The sequence below is a fragment of the Metabacillus mesotrionivorans genome (assembly GCF_052171315.1).
Classification (GTDB): domain Bacteria; phylum Bacillota; class Bacilli; order Bacillales; family Bacillaceae; genus Bacillus_P.
In genome coordinates this window covers 649,958-671,569 of sequence record NZ_JBQMFF010000002.1, presented here as the reverse complement: position 1 = coordinate 671,569, position 21,612 = coordinate 649,958, and the positions used below count along the sequence as shown (strand labels likewise).

The 21,612-nt window shown below is 44.5% G+C and carries 25 protein-coding genes; 16 read left to right on the top strand and 9 right to left on the bottom strand.

The features are described 5' to 3' along the window. The first annotated feature begins 33 nt into the window (after positions 1-33). The 8 genes from dinG to ACTSEZ_RS08370 all read left to right on the top strand — a co-directional run bounded on the left by dinG (position 34) and on the right by ACTSEZ_RS08370 (position 8,396). Positions 34-2,838: an ATP-dependent DNA helicase DinG gene (gene dinG / locus ACTSEZ_RS08405; RefSeq protein ID WP_369733731.1), complete on the top strand. Its 2,805-nt coding sequence runs from the start codon at positions 34-36 to the stop codon at positions 2,836-2,838. Positions 2,839-3,019: 181 nt separating this feature from the next. Then, entirely contained in the window at positions 3,020-3,190 is a 171-nt protein-coding gene (locus ACTSEZ_RS08400; RefSeq protein WP_081414144.1) for a YpmA family protein, read from the top strand. A gap of 12 nt (positions 3,191-3,202) precedes the next feature. After that, on the top strand, positions 3,203-3,694 hold the full coding sequence (locus ACTSEZ_RS08395; protein ID WP_369733730.1) for a cell wall elongation regulator TseB-like domain-containing protein: 492 nt from the start codon (positions 3,203-3,205) through the stop codon (positions 3,692-3,694). A 14-nt stretch (positions 3,695-3,708) separates the two neighbouring features. After that, complete coding sequence (locus ACTSEZ_RS08390; protein WP_369733729.1) at positions 3,709-4,896, top strand: pyridoxal phosphate-dependent aminotransferase; 1,188 nt, start codon at positions 3,709-3,711, stop codon at positions 4,894-4,896. A 112-nt stretch (positions 4,897-5,008) separates the two neighbouring features. After that, positions 5,009-6,301 (top strand): asparagine--tRNA ligase, encoded by a 1,293-nt coding sequence (asnS, locus tag ACTSEZ_RS08385; protein ID WP_029566028.1) that lies wholly within the window; start codon positions 5,009-5,011, stop codon positions 6,299-6,301. Positions 6,302-6,480: 179 nt separating this feature from the next. After that, positions 6,481-7,185 carry a DnaD domain-containing protein gene (locus ACTSEZ_RS08380; protein ID WP_369733728.1) on the top strand — a complete coding sequence of 235 codons (705 nt, stop codon included), beginning with the start codon at positions 6,481-6,483 and terminating at the stop codon, positions 7,183-7,185. 22 nt (positions 7,186-7,207) lie between these two features. Continuing rightward, positions 7,208-7,870 (top strand): endonuclease III, encoded by a 663-nt coding sequence (gene nth, locus ACTSEZ_RS08375; protein ID WP_369733727.1) that lies wholly within the window; start codon positions 7,208-7,210, stop codon positions 7,868-7,870. Continuing rightward, entirely contained in the window at positions 7,863-8,396 is a 534-nt protein-coding gene (locus ACTSEZ_RS08370; protein ID WP_369733726.1) for a YpoC family protein, read from the top strand. Before nth ends, ACTSEZ_RS08370 begins: the two co-directional genes overlap by 8 nt. A gap of 76 nt (positions 8,397-8,472) precedes the next feature. Here ACTSEZ_RS08370 and ACTSEZ_RS08365 read toward each other — a convergent pair whose 3' ends face one another. After that, positions 8,473-11,154 (bottom strand): PBP1A family penicillin-binding protein, encoded by a 2,682-nt coding sequence (locus ACTSEZ_RS08365; RefSeq protein ID WP_369733725.1) that lies wholly within the window; start codon positions 11,152-11,154, stop codon positions 8,473-8,475. 44 nt (positions 11,155-11,198) lie between these two features. Continuing rightward, positions 11,199-11,792 (bottom strand): Holliday junction resolvase RecU, encoded by a 594-nt coding sequence (gene recU / locus ACTSEZ_RS08360; RefSeq protein WP_369734086.1) that lies wholly within the window; start codon positions 11,790-11,792, stop codon positions 11,199-11,201. A gap of 146 nt (positions 11,793-11,938) precedes the next feature. Here recU and ACTSEZ_RS08355 point away from each other — a divergent pair, with 146 nt between their 5' ends. Then, positions 11,939-12,910 carry a DUF2515 domain-containing protein gene (locus ACTSEZ_RS08355; RefSeq protein WP_369733724.1) on the top strand — a complete coding sequence of 324 codons (972 nt, stop codon included), beginning with the start codon at positions 11,939-11,941 and terminating at the stop codon, positions 12,908-12,910. 406 nt (positions 12,911-13,316) lie between these two features. On the opposite strand, the gene ACTSEZ_RS08350 is transcribed toward ACTSEZ_RS08355, so the two are convergent. Then, positions 13,317-13,421: a spore protein gene (locus tag ACTSEZ_RS08350; protein ID WP_369733723.1), complete on the bottom strand. Its 105-nt coding sequence runs from the start codon at positions 13,419-13,421 to the stop codon at positions 13,317-13,319. Positions 13,422-13,613: 192 nt separating this feature from the next. Between ACTSEZ_RS08350 and ACTSEZ_RS08345 the strand changes: the two genes are divergently transcribed. Further along, on the top strand, positions 13,614-13,862 hold the full coding sequence (locus tag ACTSEZ_RS08345) for a hypothetical protein (RefSeq protein WP_369733722.1): 249 nt from the start codon (positions 13,614-13,616) through the stop codon (positions 13,860-13,862). A 58-nt stretch (positions 13,863-13,920) separates the two neighbouring features. After that, on the top strand, positions 13,921-14,292 hold the full coding sequence (locus tag ACTSEZ_RS08340; protein ID WP_369733721.1) for a DUF1798 family protein: 372 nt from the start codon (positions 13,921-13,923) through the stop codon (positions 14,290-14,292). 115 nt (positions 14,293-14,407) lie between these two features. On the opposite strand, the gene ACTSEZ_RS08335 is transcribed toward ACTSEZ_RS08340, so the two are convergent. Next, the gene (locus ACTSEZ_RS08335; RefSeq protein WP_168713768.1) at positions 14,408-14,584 is read right to left on the bottom strand and encodes a hypothetical protein; all 177 of its coding nucleotides are present in this window, start codon (positions 14,582-14,584) and stop codon (positions 14,408-14,410) included. Positions 14,585-14,697: 113 nt separating this feature from the next. Then, the gene (gene yppF, locus ACTSEZ_RS08330) at positions 14,698-14,877 is read right to left on the bottom strand and encodes a YppF family protein (protein ID WP_029280340.1); all 180 of its coding nucleotides are present in this window, start codon (positions 14,875-14,877) and stop codon (positions 14,698-14,700) included. Between the two features lie 172 nt (positions 14,878-15,049). Here yppF and ACTSEZ_RS08325 point away from each other — a divergent pair, with 172 nt between their 5' ends. Further along, on the top strand, positions 15,050-15,499 hold the full coding sequence (locus ACTSEZ_RS08325; RefSeq protein ID WP_369733720.1) for a YppG family protein: 450 nt from the start codon (positions 15,050-15,052) through the stop codon (positions 15,497-15,499). Between the two features lie 34 nt (positions 15,500-15,533). Beyond that, positions 15,534-15,836, top strand: a complete 303-nt coding sequence (locus ACTSEZ_RS08320) for a phage holin family protein (RefSeq protein ID WP_369733719.1) — start codon at positions 15,534-15,536, stop codon at positions 15,834-15,836. A 23-nt stretch (positions 15,837-15,859) separates the two neighbouring features. Here the strand turns inward: ACTSEZ_RS08320 and ACTSEZ_RS08315 are convergent, their stop codons facing one another. From ACTSEZ_RS08315 to ACTSEZ_RS08300, 4 genes are all read right to left on the bottom strand, one after another. Continuing rightward, the gene (locus tag ACTSEZ_RS08315; protein ID WP_369733718.1) at positions 15,860-15,994 is read right to left on the bottom strand and encodes a hypothetical protein; all 135 of its coding nucleotides are present in this window, start codon (positions 15,992-15,994) and stop codon (positions 15,860-15,862) included. After that, the gene (locus tag ACTSEZ_RS08310; protein WP_369733717.1) at positions 15,994-16,245 is read right to left on the bottom strand and encodes a sporulation protein; all 252 of its coding nucleotides are present in this window, start codon (positions 16,243-16,245) and stop codon (positions 15,994-15,996) included. Before ACTSEZ_RS08310 ends, ACTSEZ_RS08315 begins: the two co-directional genes overlap by 1 nt. Further along, positions 16,245-16,400 (bottom strand): hypothetical protein, encoded by a 156-nt coding sequence (locus ACTSEZ_RS08305; RefSeq protein ID WP_369733716.1) that lies wholly within the window; start codon positions 16,398-16,400, stop codon positions 16,245-16,247. The genes ACTSEZ_RS08310 and ACTSEZ_RS08305 overlap by 1 nt, the downstream gene beginning before the upstream one ends. Before the next feature lie 61 nt (positions 16,401-16,461). Beyond that, positions 16,462-16,866, bottom strand: coding sequence for an Hsp20/alpha crystallin family protein (locus ACTSEZ_RS08300; protein WP_369733714.1), 405 nt, complete (start codon positions 16,864-16,866; stop codon positions 16,462-16,464). A 202-nt stretch (positions 16,867-17,068) separates the two neighbouring features. On the opposite strand from ACTSEZ_RS08300, the gene ACTSEZ_RS08295 reads away from it, so the two are divergent. The 3 genes from ACTSEZ_RS08295 (at position 17,069) to ACTSEZ_RS08285 (ending at position 21,365) form a co-directional block, all read left to right on the top strand. Then, positions 17,069-17,572 carry a PTS sugar transporter subunit IIA gene (locus ACTSEZ_RS08295; protein ID WP_369733713.1) on the top strand — a complete coding sequence of 168 codons (504 nt, stop codon included), beginning with the start codon at positions 17,069-17,071 and terminating at the stop codon, positions 17,570-17,572. Between the two features lie 272 nt (positions 17,573-17,844). Further along, a complete protein-coding gene (locus tag ACTSEZ_RS08290; RefSeq protein ID WP_369733712.1) occupies positions 17,845-20,130 on the top strand; it encodes a DEAD/DEAH box helicase in 2,286 nt (761 codons plus the stop codon). Beyond that, positions 20,121-21,365, top strand: coding sequence for a ribonuclease H-like domain-containing protein (locus ACTSEZ_RS08285; protein WP_369733711.1), 1,245 nt, complete (start codon positions 20,121-20,123; stop codon positions 21,363-21,365). The genes ACTSEZ_RS08290 and ACTSEZ_RS08285 overlap by 10 nt, the downstream gene beginning before the upstream one ends. Positions 21,366-21,612: the final 247 nt, after the last annotated feature.

Genomic DNA, 21,612 nt, shown 5'->3' with positions numbered 1-21,612 from the left:
TTATAAGCCCTGGTTAATTGAGGTGTAGCAAAGATGAAACAAAGGTTTGTTGTAGTTGACGTGGAAACAACAGGTAATTCTCCGAAGAAGGGAGACCGGATTATACAGCTTGCTGCCGTTGTCATTGAAGAAGGAAAGATCATTGACCGCTTCTCAAGCTTTGTGAATCCGAAGAAAAAGATTCCCTCTTTTATTGAACAGCTGACAGGCATTACGACAGAAATGGTGGAACATGCCCCTGCATTTAAAGAGATTGCAGATAAAGTGTCATCGCTTTTGAACGATGCTTATTTTGTTGCACATAATGTTCATTTTGATCTTTCTTTCATTCAGGAGGAATTGAACCGGTGCGGAATCCAAATGTTTACAGGGCCGATTTTAGATACAGTTGAGCTTTCCCGGATTGTTTTTCCGAGTGCTGACAGCTACAAGCTTTCCGAGCTGTGCAGAGACCTTGGGATCCAGCACATGAATCCGCACAGGGCAGACAGCGATGCTGAAGTAACGGGAGAACTGCTTATACATATTCTTTCCAGGCTTTCAAGCTTGCCGTCTGTTACTCTTCATTCCCTCAAAAGATTATCAGCGTCTTTTATCAGCGATGCAGAGGAAATGCTTGAGGAGCTTCAATCGATGAATGAGCTGAGGCTGAAAGAGGCGGGGGATATCGAGGTTTACCGGTCCGTTGCTGTCAGAAAAATGGCCGATATCGAGCAGAATCCGAATCAGTCCGGGACTGAAAAACTTCCTTTCAATGCGTTTGCAGAGAAGCTTATGAATGAAAATGGCTCTGTCGCAGCCCACTTTGTGCAATATGAAAAGCGCAGTGAACAGGTAAACATGATGAAAACGATATTTAAGTCATTTTCAAGCCATCAGCACAGCCTGATCGAAGCAGGGACAGGGACGGGGAAAACACTGGGCTATCTTGTTCCCGCTGTCTATTATGCTATGACTGAAAAGAAGAGGGTGCTCATCAGCACATATACGACAGCCCTTCAGCAGCAGGTGATGGAAAAAGAATATCCGCTTTTAAAACAGGCAGCAGGGCTGCCGTTTTCGATGGCTGTTCTTAAAGGGAAATCTCATTACCTTTGCTTAAGGAAATTTGAAAAGTACCTCCATGAAGAAGATATGAATTATGATAATCTTTTGACGAAAGCGCAGCTGCTTATCTGGCTGACCGAGACTGAAACAGGCGATGTGGATGAACTGAACCTGCCTTCAGGCGGGAAACTCCTATGGCAAAGGCTCCACTACGATCCTAAGCTGTCGGGTTCTCCCTCCAATCCTTGGAAGGAACGCTGTTTCTATACAAGAGCCTATAAGCGGGCAAATCAGGCTGATGTGATCATGACGAATCATTCGCTTTTGCTCTCAGCTGTTTCTTCTTCTTCAGACATGCTTGAAGGCATCGAGGAAGTCGTCATTGATGAGGCGCATCATTTTGAGCGGACAGCAAGTGAGCATTTAGGGAAAAGAATTCATTACCTGACTCTCCAATCCCTGACAAATCAGCTGGGCAACCTATACACTGACGGTCTGCTCCGCAAAACGCAGCAGCTTTCTAGCAAAAAGAAATGGAGTGAACCCTTTCTTGAAATCGACACGATTCTAAAGCAGCTGACAGAAGACAATCAGCTCCTGTTTACAACCCTTCACAGCTATGTGCTGCAGAATGAAAAGGACTCTTCATCAAACAGGATCTCCTGCCGCTTCAGGCATGATGAGAAAAAAAGCAAAAAATGGCTGGCCATTTTAGAGCTTGCAGCCAGAGTGAAATTTCAGCTGCATGATGTGATGTCCATTATGAATAAACAGAAGAGTGTTTTCAGCAAACTGGAAGAAAAAGAAGAATCGTTCGATCTTTATGAATACTGGGAAGTGATTGACCGATTTAAGGCTGCATATAACAGCCTGGATTCCCTCTTCTTTAAGGACAGCCCGGGAGAAGTGAAGTGGATCGAGATTGAATCACGGGGAGCGAGAAATGCTGTAAGCGTGTATTCACAGCCTGTTTCCGTATCTGATCAGCTGGCTGACGGATTTTTTGCGAGTATGAAAAGCGCTGTTCTTACATCAGCCACTCTCACTGTAAACGGTACGTTTGATTATATGATTTCTGAGCTTGGGCTGAGTGATTTCTATCCTTCTGTCCACAAAATTGACTCACCTTTTGATTATAAGAAGCAGGCAATGCTGATGATTCCAACAGATTTCCCGTCTGTCCAGCATGTTACGCTTGATGAGTATACTGAAGCAATCGCCGGCAGGGTTTCTGAAATAGCCAAAGCGGCGTCAGGAAAGCTCCTTATCTTATTCAATGCCTATGATATGCTTAAAAAAACGCAGCAGCTTCTTAAAAATGATCAGAGCCTGGATGATTTTGTCATCATGGGGCAGGGCGGCGGCAGCATCACGAAGCTGACTAAAAACTTCCGTCAGTTTGAAAAGGCCATTCTTCTCGGAACCAGCACGTTTTGGGAAGGAATGGACTTTCCGGGCGATGAGCTGACAACGCTTGTAATTGTCAGGCTGCCGTTTTCTCCGCCTGATGATCCGAGGACAGCAGCCAAATGCGAACAGCTGACGAAAGAAGGCAAGAATGCCTTTTATCATTATTCGCTTCCGGAAGCGGTCCTGAAGTTTAAGCAGGGATTTGGACGCCTGATCCGGACAGAAAACGACAAAGGCCTTCTGTTTGTCTTTGACAAAAGAATTATTGAAGCCAAGTACGGCAGTCATTTCATTGATTCTCTGCCTGACATTGAAGTCGCAGTTGAGCCGATGAACCGTCTGCACAGAAAAATGGCGGACTGGAAAAACAGCAGAACGTAAAAAAGCCTGTGTGAGCGCACAGGCAATGGTGTGGGTAGGAGAAAATTTATTTTCACTAAATGATCATGATGCTGTTATAATGGGTACATAAAACAACATGTCGTTGTCTGTACTTTTATTGTGGCCGTTTGCGGCTGTGATATAAGTTACAATTTTTGTTTTTGCACTGGAGGTATAGACCATGGAAAGCAAGATTGAAATTCTGTCTACTGTGACCGTGGAGCATTCGGATGATCTCTATAAAATTGTCGACGGGCTGAACCGGACGCTGAAAAGAGAAAATCTGATGTTTGGGCTCGCTCTTGATCAGGAAGACAAAAATAAAGCTGTTTTCACGATATACAGAACGTAAGGATTTGAAACAATGGGGAGAAAAATAGCGATTGCATCCATTTCTGCAGGAATACTGCTGCTTATTTCCGCGGCTGTTTTTATGAATGTCTACAACACGGCTATGGCTCAGAAGAAGGATGGCCATGCAGAAGCCATTCAGAGAGCCGAACAAGAAACAGAGCTGAAAAAGGCAGAGAGTGCTGAAACCTTTAACGGCCTGGAACAATACATCGTCATTACAGGATCTGATGAGAGCGGAAAGCCCGTGTATGTATTTGTTCCTTCAGACAAAAAGAAAAAGCCTGTACTGAAGCTTGTGTCAGACGGCATTTCAGAAAAGGAAGCACTTAAAGCTGTCAGATTGGAACAAAACCCGCAAAAGCTGATTAGCGTGCAGCTTGGCATGGAGCGAAACGTTCCTGTCTGGGAAGTGAAGTATATTGATGATCAGAACAGGTATACATATGATCTTGTGCAATTTACAGACGGAGAAATCAGAAAGCATATTGCCATCAGGAAATAGGGGGACTATTAGTCATGAAACTAGCTGACAGAGTATCTGCATTAACACCATCAACCACTTTGGCCATTACTGCAAAAGCAAAAGAACTTAAAGCTGCAGGACATGACGTGATTGGCCTCGGTGCAGGCGAGCCTGATTTTAATACGCCGCAGCACATAATGGACGCTGCCGTAAACGCAATGAATGCCGGCCAGACAAAGTATACACCTGCAGGCGGCCTGGCCGAGCTGAAAAAAGAAATCATCAGCAAGTTTGAACGTGACCAGGGAATTGCCTATAAACCGGGAGAAGTGATTGTGTGCAGCGGCGCAAAGCATGCCCTGTACACCCTGTTTCAGGTTCTTTTAAATGATGGTGATGAAGTCATCATCCCTGCACCATACTGGGTCAGCTACCCTGAGCAGGTTAAACTTGCCGACGGAGTGCCGGTTTATGTAGAGGCATCTGAAGAGAACCAATTTAAATTAACTCCTGAACAGCTGAAAGAAGCGATTACCGAGAAGACAAAAGCTGTTATCATTAACTCTCCGAGCAATCCGACGGGGATGCTCTATACGAAGGAAGAACTTGAAGCGCTTGGACAAATTTGCCTTGAGCATGATGTTTTGATTGTTTCCGATGAGATTTATGAAAAACTCATTTATGGAACTCATAGGCATGTTTCAATCGCTGAATTGTCAGAAGAGCTGAAAAATCAGACAATCATCATCAACGGTGTTTCCAAATCTCATTCCATGACAGGATGGAGAATCGGGTATGCAGCAGGCAATGAACAGATCATCAAAGCGATGACGAATCTTGCAAGCCACAGCACTTCTAACCCGACTTCCATTGCTCAATATGCCTCGATTGCTGCATACGCGGGATCACAGGAGCCTGTTGAGGAAATGCGGAAGGCGTTTGAAGAGAGGCTGAATATTATCTATGATAAACTTATTGCCATTCCGGGTATATCATGCCTGAAGCCTCAAGGTGCATTCTATTTATTCCCGAATGCAAGGCAGGCAGCTGAAATGACAGGCTTTGCATCAGTGGATGAATTTGTAGAAGCGCTGCTTGAAAAAGAAAAAGTTGCCATTGTTCCAGGGTCAGGTTTCGGATCTCCGGACAATGTAAGACTTTCTTATGCGACGTCTCTTGACGTCATTGAAGCGGCACTGGAGAGAATCGAACGGTTTGTAAAAGAAAACAGTTCAAACTAATGGGCAGATGGGCCGTCAATTGACGGTCCGCTCTTTTGTTTGGAGATGCCATAAGGTATAATAGATGCATGTACATATATTTTGATCAGCGGTTTTTTTGGAGGGACATAACGTGAAAACAACGATTAAAGAAGTAAGCAAATTTGTAGATAAAGAAGTAACAATCGGCGCATGGATCGCCAATAAGCGTTCTAGCGGCAAAATCGCTTTTCTGCAGCTGCGTGACGGAACTGGTTTCATTCAGGGCGTTGTCGTAAAGGCAGAAGTGGACGAGGCTGTGTTCCAGACAGCCAAATCAATTACACAGGAATCATCCATCTTTGTAACCGGCGTTGTGCGGGTGGACGAGCGCTCACCGTTCGGTTATGAGCTTGGGGTAACAGGCATTGAAGTCATTCATGAATCTGTTAATTATCCGATCACACCTAAAGAACACGGCACTGAGTTCCTGATGGACCACCGTCATTTATGGCTGAGATCAAAACGCCAGCATGCTGTGATGAAAATCAGAAACGAAATTATCCGTGCAACTTATGAATTTTTCAACAAAGAAGGATTTACAAAAGTAGATCCTCCAATCCTTACAGGAAGCGCGCCTGAGGGTACATCAGAGCTGTTTGCAACGAAATACTTTGATGAAGATGCCTACCTTTCACAAAGCGGCCAGCTGTATATGGAAGCAGCTGCAATGGCTCTTGGAAAAGTGTTTTCTTTCGGCCCGACATTCCGCGCCGAAAAATCAAAAACAAGACGCCACCTGATTGAATTCTGGATGATTGAGCCTGAGATGGCATTCTATGATTTTGAAGACAACCTTGTGGTTCAGGAAAACTACGTATCGTACGTTGTTCAGAGTGTCCTTGAAAACTGCAGTCTTGAACTGACGGTTCTTGGGCGCGATACAGAAAAGCTTCAGCAAATTAAAGCACCGTTCCCGCGCATTTCATACGATGATGCGATCAAATTCCTGAACGAAAAAGGCTTTGACGATATCAAGTGGGGTGATGATTTCGGCGCGCCGCATGAGACTGCCATTGCTGAAAGCTTTGATAAGCCGGTATTCATTACACACTACCCGACAGGCATTAAACCGTTCTACATGCAGCCTGCTCCGGACCGCGACGACGTTGTCCTTTGTGCAGACCTGATTGCACCTGAAGGATACGGTGAAATCATCGGAGGATCACAGCGTATTCATGATCATGAGCTGCTGAAACAGCGTATTGAAGAACATGATCTTTCACCAGAAGCGTATCAGTGGTACCTGCAGCTCCGTGAATTCGGATCAGTGCCGCATTCAGGCTTCGGGCTTGGGCTTGAGCGAACAGTAGCATGGATCAGCGGCGTTGAGCATGTACGTGAAACCATTCCGTTCCCTCGTCTGTTAAACAGACTTTACCCTTAATCAGCAAAACGGGCGAACATGAGTCTCTATAGAGGCTCATGTTTTGTTTTCCTGCCAGTATTGAATCCGGCGCTTTGCAGCAGCTCTTTCCTTCCGTTCCTGTCTGGAAATTGGTTTAAAAGACCATCGCCGTTTAACAGACCGGCCGTGTTATACTAAGTGAGGTGAGGTGACCCGTGATGAATAAAGAACAATTTACAGCGATGCAGGAACAGGGCTATTTGACTGTGCCTTCAGCACTTATATCCAATTACTTCCGGTTAGGCCTCAAAGAAGAGGAACTGGTTTTGCTTCTGCAGGTAAATCTGCATCTTCAAAACGGAAATCAGTTTCCTACACCGGACGAATTATCAAATTCCATGACCATCCAGACATCTGTCTGCACGTCTCTTTTAAGAAGTCTGCTGCAGAGAGGGTTTATTGATATTGAAGAATATGAGCAGGCTTCCATAAAATATGAACGTTATTCCCTAAAACCGCTTTGGGGCAAATTGTATGATGATTTGCTGAAAAAAGAGGAGGTTCAATCTGAGGAAAAGCAGGAACAGGAAAATATAAACCTGTATCCTGTATTTGAACGTGAATTTGGAAGGCCCCTGTCTCCATTTGAAGTCGAAACGCTGTCTATTTGGATGGATCAGGATTATCATGATCCCGTTATTATTAAAGCAGCCCTTAAAGAAGCGGTGATTTCGGGCAAACTGAACTTCAGATACATTGACAGGATTCTTTTTGAATGGAAAAAGAACGGCATCAGAACGATTGAACAGGCAAGAAGCTACGGGAAACGGTTCAGGCAGCATCAAGTGCAGCCGCAAAAACAGCCGGAGTCTGAAGAAGAGTACAAACGGAAAGTGCCTTTTTACAACTGGCTGGAAAGTTAAATGAAAATGAACAGGTGATGTTATGCTGAACAAGAAACAAATCAGAGAAGCACTGGATACGATCGGAGGCATGTTTCCGGACGCCCACTGCGAATTAAATCACAGCAATCCATTTGAGCTTGTCATAGCAGTTGCTCTTTCTGCCCAGTGTACAGATGTGCTTGTAAACAAAGTGACGAAGAGCCTGTTTGAAAAATATAAGACACCGGAAGATTATCTTGCAGTTCCCATTGAAGAACTGCAAAATGACATCCGGTCCATCGGACTTTACAGAAATAAAGCTAAAAACATTCAAAAATTGTGCACGCTGCTTATCAATGAGTATGGCGGAAACGTTCCTGAAGACCGAGATGAACTGACCAAGCTTCCCGGTGTAGGGAGGAAGACGGCAAATGTAGTCGTTTCCGTAGCTTTTGGCATACCTGCCATCGCTGTTGATACTCATGTGGAAAGGGTGAGCAAAAGGCTTGCGATCTGCAGGTGGAAAGATTCTGTTCTGGAAGTTGAAAAAACCCTGATGCGGAAAGTCCCTGAGGAAGAATGGTCTCTGACCCACCACAGACTGATCTTTTTCGGCAGATATCACTGCAGGGCCCAGGCGCCAAAATGCTCAGAATGCCCGCTTTTACATATGTGCAGGGAAGGGCAGAAGCGCATCAAAAAAGGGACGGTCAGAAATGTATAGCGGCAGTGTGCCCCGGGATTTTCTCCATGAGCCGTTCGGTCCTTTTCAAGAAGCTTTTCATAGTGAATTGGAACAGGTGCTGGCCATTAATCCTTTTTACTATGACATCTGCCTGAAAGCAGGAGAGCAGGTGCTGTGGAGACCCTGGGAGCATGCAGATCAATCGGTTTCCGCCATTATGAAAAGGTGGGATGCACTTAAGGAAACAATTGCATCCGGCTTCCGTTCCAGTCAGAAAAAAGCCTCAAGAAAAGACATGATTGACGGGGTCTCCCTATTCGTTTGCTGTCTTTACTGGAGCAGCGGCAAACCGGTCGGGCATTTAGATCTCAGGAACACTGACTGGACTTCTTTTGACTTACAGCCAATCAATGTACATGAAAGATTGAACTATATCCTTATAAGGCCAGTACAGTATCATTCTTTTGTTCAGCTTGATCAGCTCTTTCAGGAGTGCGAAAAGCAGTTTTCAAAAATAATGACACTAAAAAAATACAAACAAAAAAACGCAGGAAAATCGGAATGATTTTCCTGCGTTTTTTTGTTTTAGAGAGACCTGCATGTGCAGGTCTCCTGTTTAACAGACGCTTGTGCTTTTCTTATCAGTCATCATCATTATTTCCATTGTTTCCATTGTTTCCATTGTTGCCATTTCCGTTCCCGTTGCCAGGCGGAAGCGGGATCAGAGGTTCAGCGGGCTCCTGAGGTGTTTCGCCTTCTCCAGGAGGTGTTTCACCATCTCCAGGTCCGCCTTCACCAGGAGGCTGTTCCCCTTCGCCAGGAGGCTGCTCGCCTTCACCAGGCTCACCTTCACCCGGAAGTTCACCGCCAGGAAATTCTTCCTCAGGAGGCTGTTCACCTTCATCAGGCTCTTCTTCCGGCTCTTCCGGTTCTGCAGGCTCCTCTATGACTGCTTCAGGAATTTGTATTGCTGCTGCGGCAGAGTTGCTTCGGTTAGAACCGTCGTCATCGCTGACAGCTGCAATCTGGAATTTATAGGTTGATCCAGGAACCGGGTTAGGGATGGCCATGCCGGTGTCTTTCGTCTGATTGATCACCTGGGCAGGACCTCCGTCAACGGACTGGCTGATCTCAAAGGTGACAGAGTCTTTCAGATCCTCTTTGTAATCCCAGCTCAGCACAATCTGATTGGCTGTCTGATCATATTCCACTTTAAATCCTGATGGTTTAGCAAGACGCTTATACTGCTCGGAAACCTTTGTCGGCTCTGTGCCTTTTACAAAGTATTCACTGATTTTCCTGCTGTCAGGAGTGTAGTCACTTGCAAGCTTCGGCGGGTTAGAGCCGTTTTCAACGGTAACTTTTACAACTGAGTTCGGTTTTTTGAAATCTTTGCCGTTTCCGCTTGATACTTCTGAGATCACTTCTTTAAAAAGTTTCTTCGCAATTTGCTGATCCGTTTTATTCAGATGCATTTTTTCATCATTTTTTGAATAACCGGTCCATACTGCAGCCGCGTATTCTGGAGTGTAGCCGACAAACCAGCTGTCTTTCGCACCGCCGGATGGAACGTTGTATCTTTCTTTATCCTCTTCAGAGAAGTTTGTCGTTCCTGTTTTTCCTGCAACTGTAACGCCGGGAACTCTTGCTGCTGTACCCGTTCCTTCTTCAACCACAGAAATCATCATGCTTGTTGTCATATAAGCGGTGTAATCGCTCATTGCAGCTTCAGCCTCAGGAGAAAGATCAAATTCTGTTCCGTCGCTTAAGACAACTTTTGTTACGGCATGAGGCTCTGTGTAAATGCCGTTATTGCCGAACGCTGCAAATGCTCCGGCCATATGAAGAGGGGATACTCCCGTGTCAAATCCTCCGATAGAGTATGCTTCCGGGATTTCTTCTTCAAGCGGAATGCCAAGTCCTGCGGCAAAGTCACGGGCTTTGTCAATTCCGACTTCCTGCATAGCTTTCAGAGCAGGGATGTTACGCGATTGTGCCAGGGCGTCGCGGATGGACATCTGTCCTTTGTAGCCGCGGTCAAAGTTATTGATTTTGACGCCGTTTGAATAGGTATATGGTTCATCCTTAATTTGTTCATATGTGGACCACTTCAGATATTCAATGGCCGGACCGTAATCCAGGACAGGTTTAATAGTCGAACCCGGCTGTCTTCTAGTATCAATTGCGTAGTTGAAGTCTCCGACATTCTGGTTGCGTCCGCCGCCGATTGCGCGGATTTCGCCGGACTCTGTATCAATGAGCGTGATGCCTGCCTGGAAGTTGTCATCAGGGAAGCCGACATCATTTCCATTAAGAAGATCTTCTACGTATTTTTGTGCATCTGTATCAATTGTGGTATAGATTTTCGCACCTGCCGAGCTTACATCGATATCTGTTTTTTCTTTCACTTCTTCAATGACCTGCTCGACATACGCACTGTATGGATTTGATTTTTCTTTTTCAGGAACAACGGTAGACTGAACAGGAACTTTTTTCGCTTCTTCTGCTTCCTGCTCTGTAATAAAGCCTTGTTTCACCATCATATTCAGGACGATGTTTCGTCTTTTTTCAGCTGACTCGGGATTTTTTCTCGGGTCAAAGTTTGTCGGGCTCTGAGGGATACCGGCAAGCATTGCTGCCTCGTGAAGCTCAAGGTCTTTCAGTTCTTTGCCGTAAAAGCCTTCAGCGGCTTTCCCGACTCCGTAATATTGAGGATGATAGTAAATTTTATTTAAGTACATCTCAAGAATTTCATGCTTTGAGTACTTTTGCTCAAGCTGAAAAGCAAGCCATAGCTCCTGAACCTTGCGGGTAATCGTTTTTTCATGAGTGAAGAAAGAGTTTTTAATAACCTGCTGGGTGATCGTGCTTCCGCCCTGGGAACCGAATCCCTGTGTAACGTTGGCCACGACTGCACCGCCAAGGCGGATAACATCTACGCCGCTGTGTTCATAAAAGCGGGCGTCTTCCGTTGCAAGAACAGCTTCTTCAAGTACTTTAGGGATGTCATTGTAGGAAATATAGGTTCGCTTTTGAGCGCCTACTTCCGTAATTTCATTGCCTTCTTTATCGTAAATGGTGGATGAGTAGGAATCCTTCAGTTTCTTCTCATCAAGCTTCGGGGCTCCTGCTGCGATAACCGCAAACGTTACGCCGCCTGCAATCATGCCGATCAGTCCGATCGATATCAGGATAAACAGGATGCGTTTCCATAAGGACCCGCCGCCGGGTTTATTCGGTTTTTTCGATTTGCTTTTGCTTGTTTTACTTGTTTGCGCAAGGGCCCTGCGGCGTTCCTCGCGGCTTTTGTATTGATCTGACATTGCGTTTTTCCAACCTTTCATTACAAGATCCGCGCTGCGGCGAATTAATGGAAATAAAGCTTTTCTAATACTTTAATATAATCAATTCTGGGCTGATAGCCAAGCGGTATCAAGTGGGACGATGCTTCAATTTCTTTTTTTGAGATGGACTTTCTGCCTCCGCTTTCTCTTCTTTCCCAAAAGGCAAATAGAACGGCTGCTTCCATCAAATACACACTTCCGAAAGCAGACAGAATCACAAACGAAATGCCTCCATGGTCAATGACCATTTTCATGTGGCGGATCTGATGCTCATGGAAATTCTTCAGCGGAAAAGACGTATCGCTCTGCGTTTCCTTCGCTTCAAAATCAATGTACTTTCCTTTATAGACCCCGTTATAGTCTGTTGTAGAGGATTGTTTAAAATAGGCCTCACGGATAACCGCTGCGCTCCTTTTCGGAAAATCAACATTTACAATCTGCACAGGAGTCGGCTTTTTATGAATGACGGCAATCGCTCTGTTTAGATAGAACTGATTGGTTTCATTCAAATCCTCTTCAAGAGTCATCCCTCTATTACTGTAGGATTCCTTAGCCTCACGCTTTTTAGCCGGAATAGCACCAGGATTGTACGTTTTTCCGTTAGGATAACGAAAAATCATTTCTTCCCTCCTCAGGTAAAACTACTACCTATCATATCAAAAAAATGAAAAAAGACATGGTGAAAAAGTTTCGATTTTGTTAACAGCCGCCGCGCGTAGTTCCGGATTCCCTGGGCAAGCTTAAAACAGGGAGGCGAATGCTGATGACAGGCGGCAGCCATATAGATGAAAAGAATATTATAGCACTTATAAAGAATACGGTGCGCAAAAAAAATTACGACAACATTTCGCGCACACAAAGCTATCAGGACTTTTTTCTCCGTCACCCCGAAATCAGATGGTCCTTTCTTGCAAGCATGGTCTCGCGGAATGCAGGCTACTGTATGACGGATTTGAAGGGCGTTTGGTTTCAAAAATTATTGGACGAGAAAACAAGGAAAGCCCTTTTTCTGACCTATGAGGATGCCAACTGGCTGATTTTTTCGGATGCGTATCCGCAGCTGATGATTTATGAATGGTCAAAAACAGCAGGGAAACCCCTTTTCCACCTTCTTGATGCGTTTCACGTTTCTGCCTTTATGAAAAAAGAATGGAACTTGTTTTGGGAAAGAGGGGACAGGGAGCGGCTGCTCACTTCTCTCATCATAAATGAACAGCATCTTATCCAGAAACCCGTTATAGAGGGACCTGTCTTTAAACGAAAAGTATTCGGAACACCGTTTTTTCTTTTTCAGGATCTGTTTCACTTCAGCACGGTCATTTTTCCGGGAGCAGAAGGCAGACTTTACGGATTCTCCGTACATGATTTCAGAAAGCTGAAAAGCAGAATCCGGCTCGGACGTTCCCTTGCATGGCTTCTTTTTCATCCTGATTATTACGGTGAGTTTTTGACTTTCGCAGCCAGGACGATTCATACCGGCTCAAGAGCAGATTATGAGCCTTTGAGCAGGCAGCGGATGACCCCGTATTTAAGAACGGCCTTTCCTTTCGTTTCCCATCAATTAGACGAAAAGAAACGAAAATGGTTTCATGGCCAGCAGCTTGCCATGTGGTACAGACCGATACCGGAGCCTGAAACGATCGATCTGACAGACTGGCTTGTAAAAAAGGAGAATCAGCTGCACGCTCTGGCCCTGGCTAAAGAGTACGTTCAGGCGAAGAGAAAGAAGTTATGAAGAGGCTGGAAAAAATCATATTGAAAAGAGGTTCGATTAAAAATCTGGAAGAAAGCCGTCACACCTATTAATGAAATATAATCGAGGATCCATTTCTTATAAAAGTGGCAGGGACTACGGCGAGTGACGCCACAAATGAGCATCCATCAATGGTGAAAGTGGCGTCACTAAGTTGAATGACGCCACAAATGAGCATCCATCACTGGAAAAAGTGGCGTCACTAAGGTGAATGTGTCACAAATGAGCATCCATCACTGGAAAAAGTGGCGTCACTAAGGGGAATGATTCTCCTACAATTGACAATCAATTTTAGTCCATTAACATAAAAAACCGAACTAGCTGCTATAAACTAGTCCGGTTTTTTTATGGCTAAATTAGTTACGTCCTAGCCTCTGTGTGTTTTCTATTACGTAGAAGGGCGATTTGGCCCACCAAGCTTTTTGTCGAGGTCATTTTTTGACGGGGCTTGCTGCTGCTCTTTTTGTGTGTTCTTTTTGTTTTCTTTTGCCATGTTAGACACCTCCTGAGTGTAGTGTTTGCATGGGAATCGATTTCATGCGCTTGTCGCGGGGAGATGTCGAAAAAACAGTAATATCCAATCATTTCTTCTTTCTTTGCCGAAAGTGAACTAGTTTTGTCATCCATGAAGGGAGGAGCGTTTTGGCCCGCGAATAATACGAGTAGATTGAAAGGAGGAGTTAGGATGGAACACCTCGTGCCGAAAATGGTTGTGGAAAGACTTTTAATGGAACTCGATGAAGAGATGACGAAATTAGAACTTGCCATACAAAAGAGAGTATCGGAAACCATTCTGCAGAGCGAAGAAGATCTCCAGTGCAGCATAAAGAGCATTTCAGTGAAGACGGAAGAAACGGTTTTGCAGGCAAATGGAGAAGAAAGCAGGGAAGATCCCGCATCCCGGGTAAAACCAAGCTACCGGCTCAGTTATTAGCAGGAATCTGGCTTTTCATGCTTATGTCTGATAAGATACCCCAGAGAGGGGTTACAGCATGAAAACGAAAATTCTTGAAAATTCCGAAAAGCTTCTATATATAACGGACGAATGTGTCCGCCGTTTTGAGAACGACAGTAAAAAGAAAGAGGACGTTGATTTTTTTCACGAAGTAAAGCCTGCTTTTGAGGATGCGATGAAAGTAATGAGCGAGTGGAAAAAAGACGTGCTTGCATGGAGAGATGAAGCAAAACCAAAATATTTGTTTCCGGCTCAAATTGATTCAGCTGAAGAAAATTTTGAGCAGCTTGTGCTTCAGTCGTTTTACAAAGATTCCAAAGCCATCCGATTTAAGAACATGAAACAGTCCATTGACTATACAATTGAATCTGTTATGGACCGCCTGGAGGCACACAGCTCCTTACAATGAGGGGCTTTTTATTTTGCCTTAAGACCTCAGGCTGCAGGTACACAGACTGGATCATGGCAGAATTTTTCTCGGGTGAAAAGGGTGTCCGGAGTATTACGGACACCCTTGATGACATTTATTCGTCTATTTCACGCGCTTCCTGAAACGTTACAGCGCGGTCTCCTTCGCTTGCGACAGGTTCAATTGCATATTCAACATCTTTTGAATGTTTAGCAGCGGCAGGCTGTCCTTTTTTTGACAATGTTAAATCCTGTCCTTTTTTCTTATGGTTGAAATGATTGCCTCTTCCCATCATAAATGACCTCCATAATCGAAATGGTGAATCCTTCTTAATATGTTTCAGGTGGGGTGCTGTTATGTATGGAAAATAACACAATAAAAAGAGAGGGTGTCCCCTCTCAATCATCAATTGCTTATCTTTTCTAATTCTGACGCTTCAAGATACATGACAGCAGTCCTGTATTCGCTGATGGTCATCTCACCCTTGATATAAAGCGTTTTGATAAAATTCATTAATTCGCTGATGCTGGTCGGTTCATACTTCTTTGTTTCTAAAAAAGCGGATTGTATGCTCTGCAGATTCATCGTGTATCTCCTCCCATTCCCTTGCCTTAATGGTATCATGGGAAATTTTTATCTCGATTTTTCAAATAATTTAAACTTCCGACAAGAGTTGACAATTTCTTTTAGACACGCACAGCAGCCTTTCCTTCTGCATATGTATGAAATAGCCCATTATGCTGAAAGGAGATCTGTTATGTATTCTCAAGAAATGAGTTCGTTTAAAAACCGCAGAAGAAAAAAAGAAGAGAGAATCAGCTATTACTATCCATATGAAGGCTATACACCATATGAAAATCCTGCATATTTGCCTCAAAGTCAGCATACCTATCAGCAAGTGCAGCAAAATCAAGCCTTCTATCAGCAGTCCCAGATGCCGTCATACGGCTATCAGACACAGGGGTTTATGATGCAGCAGCCCCAGCAGAACATGATGCCGCAGGCAATGTATGCAAATCCATACCCAAAACCGATGCCTGCAGCTAAAAATCAGCAGGGAGGCATTTCTACAGTGATGTCCCAGTTTAAAAAGCCGGATGGACAGATGGATTTCAACAAAGTAATGGATACGGCAGGGCAGATGATGGGAGCTGTTAATCAGATGAGTTCTCTTGTAAAAGGGGTCACATCAATGTTTAAAGTTTAGGCTGCATGAAAGCTGATAAACGAGGTGGATAAGCATGGTTACTGCAGCGCTCTCAGGTCTGTTTGATCAGATTAATGTTCATCCCCAGCTTGTGATTGTTGTTCCGGCCCTCATGATTTTAGGGTATGCTTTAAAACGGACTCCTAATGTGCAGGACTGGATGATTGTTTGGATCCTGCTCGGAGCTGGCATTATCGCAAGTATTTTCACACTGGGTTTTTCAGTCAGCAGCATTGCCAACGGATTTATCGCGGCAGGAGCAGCCATCACCACTCATCAGGCGTATAAACAATCCGTTCTTGAACGAAATGGGGACGGCGAAAACAAAGACGCATAACCTTATGCGTCTTTGCCTGCTGTTCACTTCTTTTCATTTAGTCTTTCTGCCAGCCTCTTTTTAACTTCAGAATAGGACAAGCCTGAAGCGGCATTCAGTTTTTTAACTTCCTCTGCATTCGTAGTGCTGGATGATTTGTGTCCGGCATCTTTTCTCATTACAGCAGCTCCTCATAAACGTCATTCAGCTGATTCATCCTGACATAGTCCTGCTCGCCCATCGCATGTTTTATTTCATACGGGAGCATTTTATTTAAGAACATCTGCTCTTTTTCAGAAAGCATTCTGATGAATTGCTTTTCGTCTGTAAATGATTCCCTGGAGAGCTTGAAATAAATATGCCTGCTTATTTCATGCTCCTCCAGATAATTGGAAAGGGCCTCTCTTAAATAAGACAGTGACTGTTCCATCAGGAAGGATCCTCAAAGAATTCTTTCACTTTTCTTTCATCACTGCCGGATGCGTATGGATTTTCCGCGGCAGCACCTTCATCCAGATTTGTTTTTATGACAAGCATCGGAGACCCGGATGGCTCTGCGCTGATTCTTTTTTCATGTTGCTTCATTAAAGCACCTCCTGTTAATAGTTTTCATAAGCAGGGGGGATTTTATGGTGTTAAAATCTGGTCAGCTGAGCGGAAAGGATATGAGCAGGCATCCGTTTTGAAAAGCGGCATCCACTTCATCCATCGTCGGCGCCTTTGGCAGTAGAATGGTTTTTGTCATTTGTTTCCTCGTCTGCGAATAAGCAGATCCATTTATATGACTGAGATTTAATTCTTCCTTGTGGCTGACGGTCAGGGTCAGGCACAGGTCATGAAATTCAATTGTAATCTGCTCTTTTTTCATGCCGGGAAGCTCGGCTTTTACAAAATAGCGGTTATCCTCTTCCCATGAGGATATCTTCATATAAGCCGTATTCATCTGCTCCTGAAATACTTTCTCAAACTCCAGTACGTTCTGTTTGAATGAACTGTCTCCAAAGAACTGCTCCGCAAGTTCATATAATGGGTTGTGCTTTTTTTCACTCATCTGCCGTGTCTCCTTTTGAATGAGGATAATGACTGCTTTTAGGCTAAAATATGCATGGCGCTGTAAATTGGTTGCTTGATTCAGGCGTTTTATGGTTAAATGATGATAATTATAAAGGGACGGGTGAAGTGAGAAGCGTTTAATTTCAGGGGGACAGGGGTATTTCTAAAGTAGAATTCAATGCAGAAAAGGAGCAAAAGCCATGCTTAAAAAACTATTCGGCAGTAAAAAAACGGAAAAACAGACAGAAGAAACGGTATATGCACCATTAACAGGAAAGCTTTTGCAATTGGAAGAAGTTCCGGATCCTGTTTTCTCCCAGAAAATGATGGGCGACGGAATGGCGATCGAACCTTCAGAAGGCATCCTGGTGTCACCTGTTGAGGGAGAGATCATTCAGCTCTTCCACACAAAACATGCGATTGGCATCAGAAGCCAGACGGGAATGGAAATTCTTCTTCACATCGGCCTTGAAACAGTGGCGATGAATGGAGAAGGTTTTGAAGCGTTTGTCAAAGAAGGAGACAGCGTCAAGCCGGGCGATAAACTGATTTCGTTTGATCTTGGTCTGATTAAAGAAAAAGCAGCAAGCACGATCACTCCAATCATCATTACAAATGGCGATATTGTAGAAACCGTCCAGAAAGCGCCTGCAGGTCAGGTGAACGGCGGGAAAGATAAAGTATTTGATATTAAGGTTAAATAAGTACTGAACAAAGCAGGCATTGAGCCTGCTTTTTTACTGTTTAAAGGAAATTTTAATGAATAAATGCTGTATAAAACATATCAAAATTGTCCTCGGCAAGCGTAAGCGCCTAGATCCTCTGTCAGAACAAATCCGGCAAAAAAGTCAAATTCGGACTTTTCTGCCGGATTCTTATCTGCCTATCGGAGCGGGCCTTGGCGCTTCCGCTTTTGCTAATGTTATGCTTAATATCGAACGTTTATTCTGTTAAAATGGAAAAAGAGGTGATCAGAGTGCGAAGAAAGCAGTCACTGTCAGAAATTATAGATTTTTTAAAACGCGATGAAGAATTTAAAGAGCAGATTGTACATGCTCATACGATAGAACCAAGAGAAGCAAGAACAGCCGCTATGCCGTCTTCTGTTGACATCAGATTAAGAGAGGCGCTTGCAGCAAGAGGCATAGGGTCTCTTTATACCCATCAGGCCACAGCCTATGAGCTTGCACGCAGCAGAAAAAGCTTTGTTGCCGTCACTCCGACTGCTTCAGGAAAAACGCTCTGCTACAATCTTCCGGTTTTGCAGCAGATCGTTCAAGATGAAAGCAGCAGGGCGCTTTATTTGTTTCCTACCAAAGCACTTGCCCAGGACCAGAAAAGCGAATTGAATGAGCTGATTACAGAGCTTGGCGTTCCAATCAATTCCTACACCTATGATGGAGACACTGCTCCGACAATCCGGAATGTCATCCGCAAGGCGGGTCACATTGTCATGACAAATCCTGATATGCTTCACTCGGCCATCTTGCCCCATCATACAAAATGGGTTTCTCTTTTTGAAAACCTGCAGTATATCATTATTGATGAACTTCATATTTACAGGGGCATATTCGGGAGCCATGTTGCCAATGTAATCCGCAGGCTAAAACGGATTTGCCGTTTTTACGGAAGCAATCCTGTCTTTATCTGCACATCAGCAACGATTGCCAATCCAAAGGAGCTTGCAGAAGAGCTGCTTGGAGAAGACGTAGTGCTCGTTGATGATAACGGTGCCCCCTCGGGGAAAAAACACTTTCTTTTTTACAATCCCCCAATCGTCAACAAGCCCCTGAATATCCGGAAAAGCGCTACACTGGAAGTAAGAAAGATAGCATCCGAACTTCTTAAAAATAAAATTCAGACAATCGTATTTGCAAGGAGCAGGGTGCGTGTGGAGATTATTTTGACGTACTTGCAGGAGCTGATCAAAGGGGAGCTTGGAAAGAAGACGATACGCGGCTACAGGGGAGGATACCTGCCCAAACAAAGGCGCGAAATTGAAAAAGGGCTGAGGAACGGGGAGATCCTCGGCGTTGTCAGCACAAACGCTCTTGAACTCGGTGTTGATATCGGCCAGCTGCAGGTGTGCATTATGACAGGCTATCCGGGAACGATTGCGAGTGCCTGGCAGCAGGCGGGCCGGGCCGGCAGAAGAAGCGGGGAAGCCCTGATTGTAATGGTGGCGGGATCGACTCCAATTGATCAGTACATCATTCAGCACCCGGATTATTTTTTCAGACAGAACCCGGAAACGGCCATTATTAATCCTGACAATCTCATTGTTCTTGTGGATCATATTAAATGTGCAGCGTTTGAACTGCCTTTCAAAAAGGATGAATCATTCGGACAATTGGATATCGAGGAGATTCTGGAATTCCTGACAGAAGAGAAAGTTCTCTATTTTAATAGAGACAAATATCACTGGATGAACGATTCTTTCCCGGCCCACAACATCAGTCTGCGCTCGGCTTCGCAGGAAAATGTCATCATCATTGACCAGTCGGATGTTGCAAACGTCAAAGTCATCGGGGAGATGGACAGATTCAGCGCCATGACCCTGCTTCATGATGAGGCGATCTACCTTCATCAGGGCATTCAGTATCAGGTGGAGATGCTCGACTGGGAAGAGAAAAAAGCCTTTGTAAGAGAAGTGGATGTCGATTATTTTACAGATGCAAATCTTGCCGTGCAGCTGAAAGTTCTTGAAGAAGACAAAACGAGAGCAAAAGGTACCCACCATCTAGGATACGGGGATGTTACGGTTCAGGCTATGGCGACCATTTTTAAAAAAATCAAGTTTGACACGCATGAGAATATTGGATCTGGCCCCATCCACCTTCCGGAAGAAGAATTGCACACAAATGCTGCGTGGATCAGTCTTTCGGATGAACTTGCAGGAACGCTGAAGAAAGACAGGCTTGAAGAAGCCCTTCTCGGTCTGGCTCATGCTTTGAAGCATATTGTTCCGATCAGCGTCATGTGTGACCCGTCTGATATAAGCGTTGTTCCGCAAATGAAGGCGACGCATAATGACCAGCCTACCGTTTTTCTCTATGACAAATATCCCGGAGGAGTCGGTCTTGCGGGGAAAGTATTTGAAACAATGGAAATCGTGCTCGGTGAAACGTATGCCATGATCAGCGGATGCCCCTGTGAAACAGGCTGTCCGTCGTGCACGGGCCTGGAAGGATCCGACCATCAAAAGAAGGATACCCTTTATTTATTAAACGGTCTTAAAGGAGCAGAAGATTCTTGTCGTTAAAAGGAAAGCTAAACCGGTTAAAATCACATATGTCACTGGAAGAGAAAACAGAGACTGTAAAAAGGGAGCCTGAAGGAGAAGTGCCGCACCTTTCAAAGTGGGAGTCACTTGATACAAAACCGTTTTGGTTTGACGGTGAGTACTGTCTTGTAAGGGAAAGGACATATGATCTTTCTTTTCAGCACGGCCTCTATCAGCTTGGTGAATTTCATAGAGCGGTTTCCTTGTGGAATGAGAGAGACAGCCTTCATCCGCTTTCTTCTAAAGAGCATCAATCGCATGATCTATTTTTCTTTGACACAGAAACGACAGGTCTTGGGGGCGGAGCGGGAAATACGATCTTTCTTCTTGGCCATGCGCAGGTGTTTGAGGATAAAGTTAAAGTCGTTCAGCATTTTCTGCCGAAACCGGGAAATGAGGTGGCGCTTTATCAAAGTTTTCTGAGCCGGGTCAATACGAAAACCCTTGTCACTTATAACGGTAAAGCCTTTGACTGGCCACAGGTGAAAACACGGCATACGCTGATTAAAGATCAGGTGCCGAAGCTTCCGTCCTTCGGCCATTTCGATCTTTTTCATGCTGCCAGAAGGCTATGGAAAACGAGGCTTGAGTCTGTTAAATTGAGTCATGTCGAGAAGGAGATTCTTGGAATCGAGAGGGAGCATGATGTTCCGGGCTATCTTGCTCCCATGCTGTATTTCAGCTATGTTCAGTCAGAGGATCCAGATCACATCAGCGGTGTGCTGACTCATAATGAAATGGATATTCTTTCGCTCATTACTCTCTACACGCATCTCACATACAGAATTTTGTTTCCCTCTGTCGAAGCAACCGGCATTGAGCAATATGAAGTCGCACGCTGGCTGCTGTCAGCAGGTGAAAAGGCGGCAGCCTTCGACACATTTAAATCTGCAGCAGAATCAGGCTCAGAGAGGGAATTTGAAGCGAAATTCGAGATGGCGATGCAGCTGAAAAAGAACAATAAGGAGGAAGAAGCACTGCCGATATTCCTCTCTTGTGCGGAAGGCGGAAGCTTGAAATATAAGATAAAGGCATCAGTTGAAGCGGCAAAGTACTATGAGCACAAGGCGAAAGATGCAAAAAAGGCCCTTTCATTTGCCACATCAGCTTATCTTGCAGTAAAGGAAAAGGATCAGGCACTGAAAACCGATTCACAAAAAGAGAAGGCAGAGCTTTTAAAAAGAATGAAACGGCTGGGGAATAAAATGGGGTAATTATTCCCCGGGGAACCGCATAATCCGCTCTTTTTCGCATGAAATTTGTCGATATTGTGAAATTTTTAAGATGGGCATTCAAGTAATTGTAGAACGGTGAAGATGCGTGTAAAATTAGGGACTGTAAACATTAATAACCGGGGTGAGCACGATCATGTACAAAGGCATCTTCTACTTGTTTTTCATCGTTTTATTTGCAACAGTCTTCATCTTTTCAAACTTCAAAGACAGTTTCTATGCATTCTTG

Coding starts and splice junctions, on each gene's coding strand:
- ACTSEZ_RS08370 (WP_369733726.1), top strand. CDS start 7,863: ATGTATAGCGGCAGTGTGCCCCGGGATTTTCTCCATGAGCCGTTCGGT.
- ACTSEZ_RS08395 (WP_369733730.1), top strand. CDS start 3,203: ATGGGGAGAAAAATAGCGATTGCATCCATTTCTGCAGGAATACTGCTG.
- ACTSEZ_RS08380 (WP_369733728.1), top strand. CDS start 6,481: ATGAATAAAGAACAATTTACAGCGATGCAGGAACAGGGCTATTTGACT.
- ACTSEZ_RS08305 (WP_369733716.1), bottom strand. CDS start 16,400: ATGAAGCAACATGAAAAAAGAATCAGCGCAGAGCCATCCGGGTCTCCG.
- ACTSEZ_RS08345 (WP_369733722.1), top strand. CDS start 13,614: ATGGAACACCTCGTGCCGAAAATGGTTGTGGAAAGACTTTTAATGGAA.
- ACTSEZ_RS08300 (WP_369733714.1), bottom strand. CDS start 16,866: ATGAGTGAAAAAAAGCACAACCCATTATATGAACTTGCGGAGCAGTTC.
- nth (WP_369733727.1), top strand. CDS start 7,208: ATGCTGAACAAGAAACAAATCAGAGAAGCACTGGATACGATCGGAGGC.
- ACTSEZ_RS08315 (WP_369733718.1), bottom strand. CDS start 15,994: ATGAGAAAAGATGCCGGACACAAATCATCCAGCACTACGAATGCAGAG.
- ACTSEZ_RS08365 (WP_369733725.1), bottom strand. CDS start 11,154: ATGTCAGATCAATACAAAAGCCGCGAGGAACGCCGCAGGGCCCTTGCG.
- ACTSEZ_RS08355 (WP_369733724.1), top strand. CDS start 11,939: ATGACAGGCGGCAGCCATATAGATGAAAAGAATATTATAGCACTTATA.
- ACTSEZ_RS08390 (WP_369733729.1), top strand. CDS start 3,709: ATGAAACTAGCTGACAGAGTATCTGCATTAACACCATCAACCACTTTG.
- yppF (WP_029280340.1), bottom strand. CDS start 14,877: ATGAATCTGCAGAGCATACAATCCGCTTTTTTAGAAACAAAGAAGTAT.
- ACTSEZ_RS08325 (WP_369733720.1), top strand. CDS start 15,050: ATGTATTCTCAAGAAATGAGTTCGTTTAAAAACCGCAGAAGAAAAAAA.
- ACTSEZ_RS08320 (WP_369733719.1), top strand. CDS start 15,534: ATGGTTACTGCAGCGCTCTCAGGTCTGTTTGATCAGATTAATGTTCAT.
- ACTSEZ_RS08340 (WP_369733721.1), top strand. CDS start 13,921: ATGAAAACGAAAATTCTTGAAAATTCCGAAAAGCTTCTATATATAACG.
- dinG (WP_369733731.1), top strand. CDS start 34: ATGAAACAAAGGTTTGTTGTAGTTGACGTGGAAACAACAGGTAATTCT.
- ACTSEZ_RS08310 (WP_369733717.1), bottom strand. CDS start 16,245: ATGGAACAGTCACTGTCTTATTTAAGAGAGGCCCTTTCCAATTATCTG.
- ACTSEZ_RS08350 (WP_369733723.1), bottom strand. CDS start 13,421: ATGGCAAAAGAAAACAAAAAGAACACACAAAAAGAGCAGCAGCAAGCC.
- ACTSEZ_RS08335 (WP_168713768.1), bottom strand. CDS start 14,584: ATGGGAAGAGGCAATCATTTCAACCATAAGAAAAAAGGACAGGATTTA.
- ACTSEZ_RS08295 (WP_369733713.1), top strand. CDS start 17,069: ATGCTTAAAAAACTATTCGGCAGTAAAAAAACGGAAAAACAGACAGAA.
- ACTSEZ_RS08400 (WP_081414144.1), top strand. CDS start 3,020: ATGGAAAGCAAGATTGAAATTCTGTCTACTGTGACCGTGGAGCATTCG.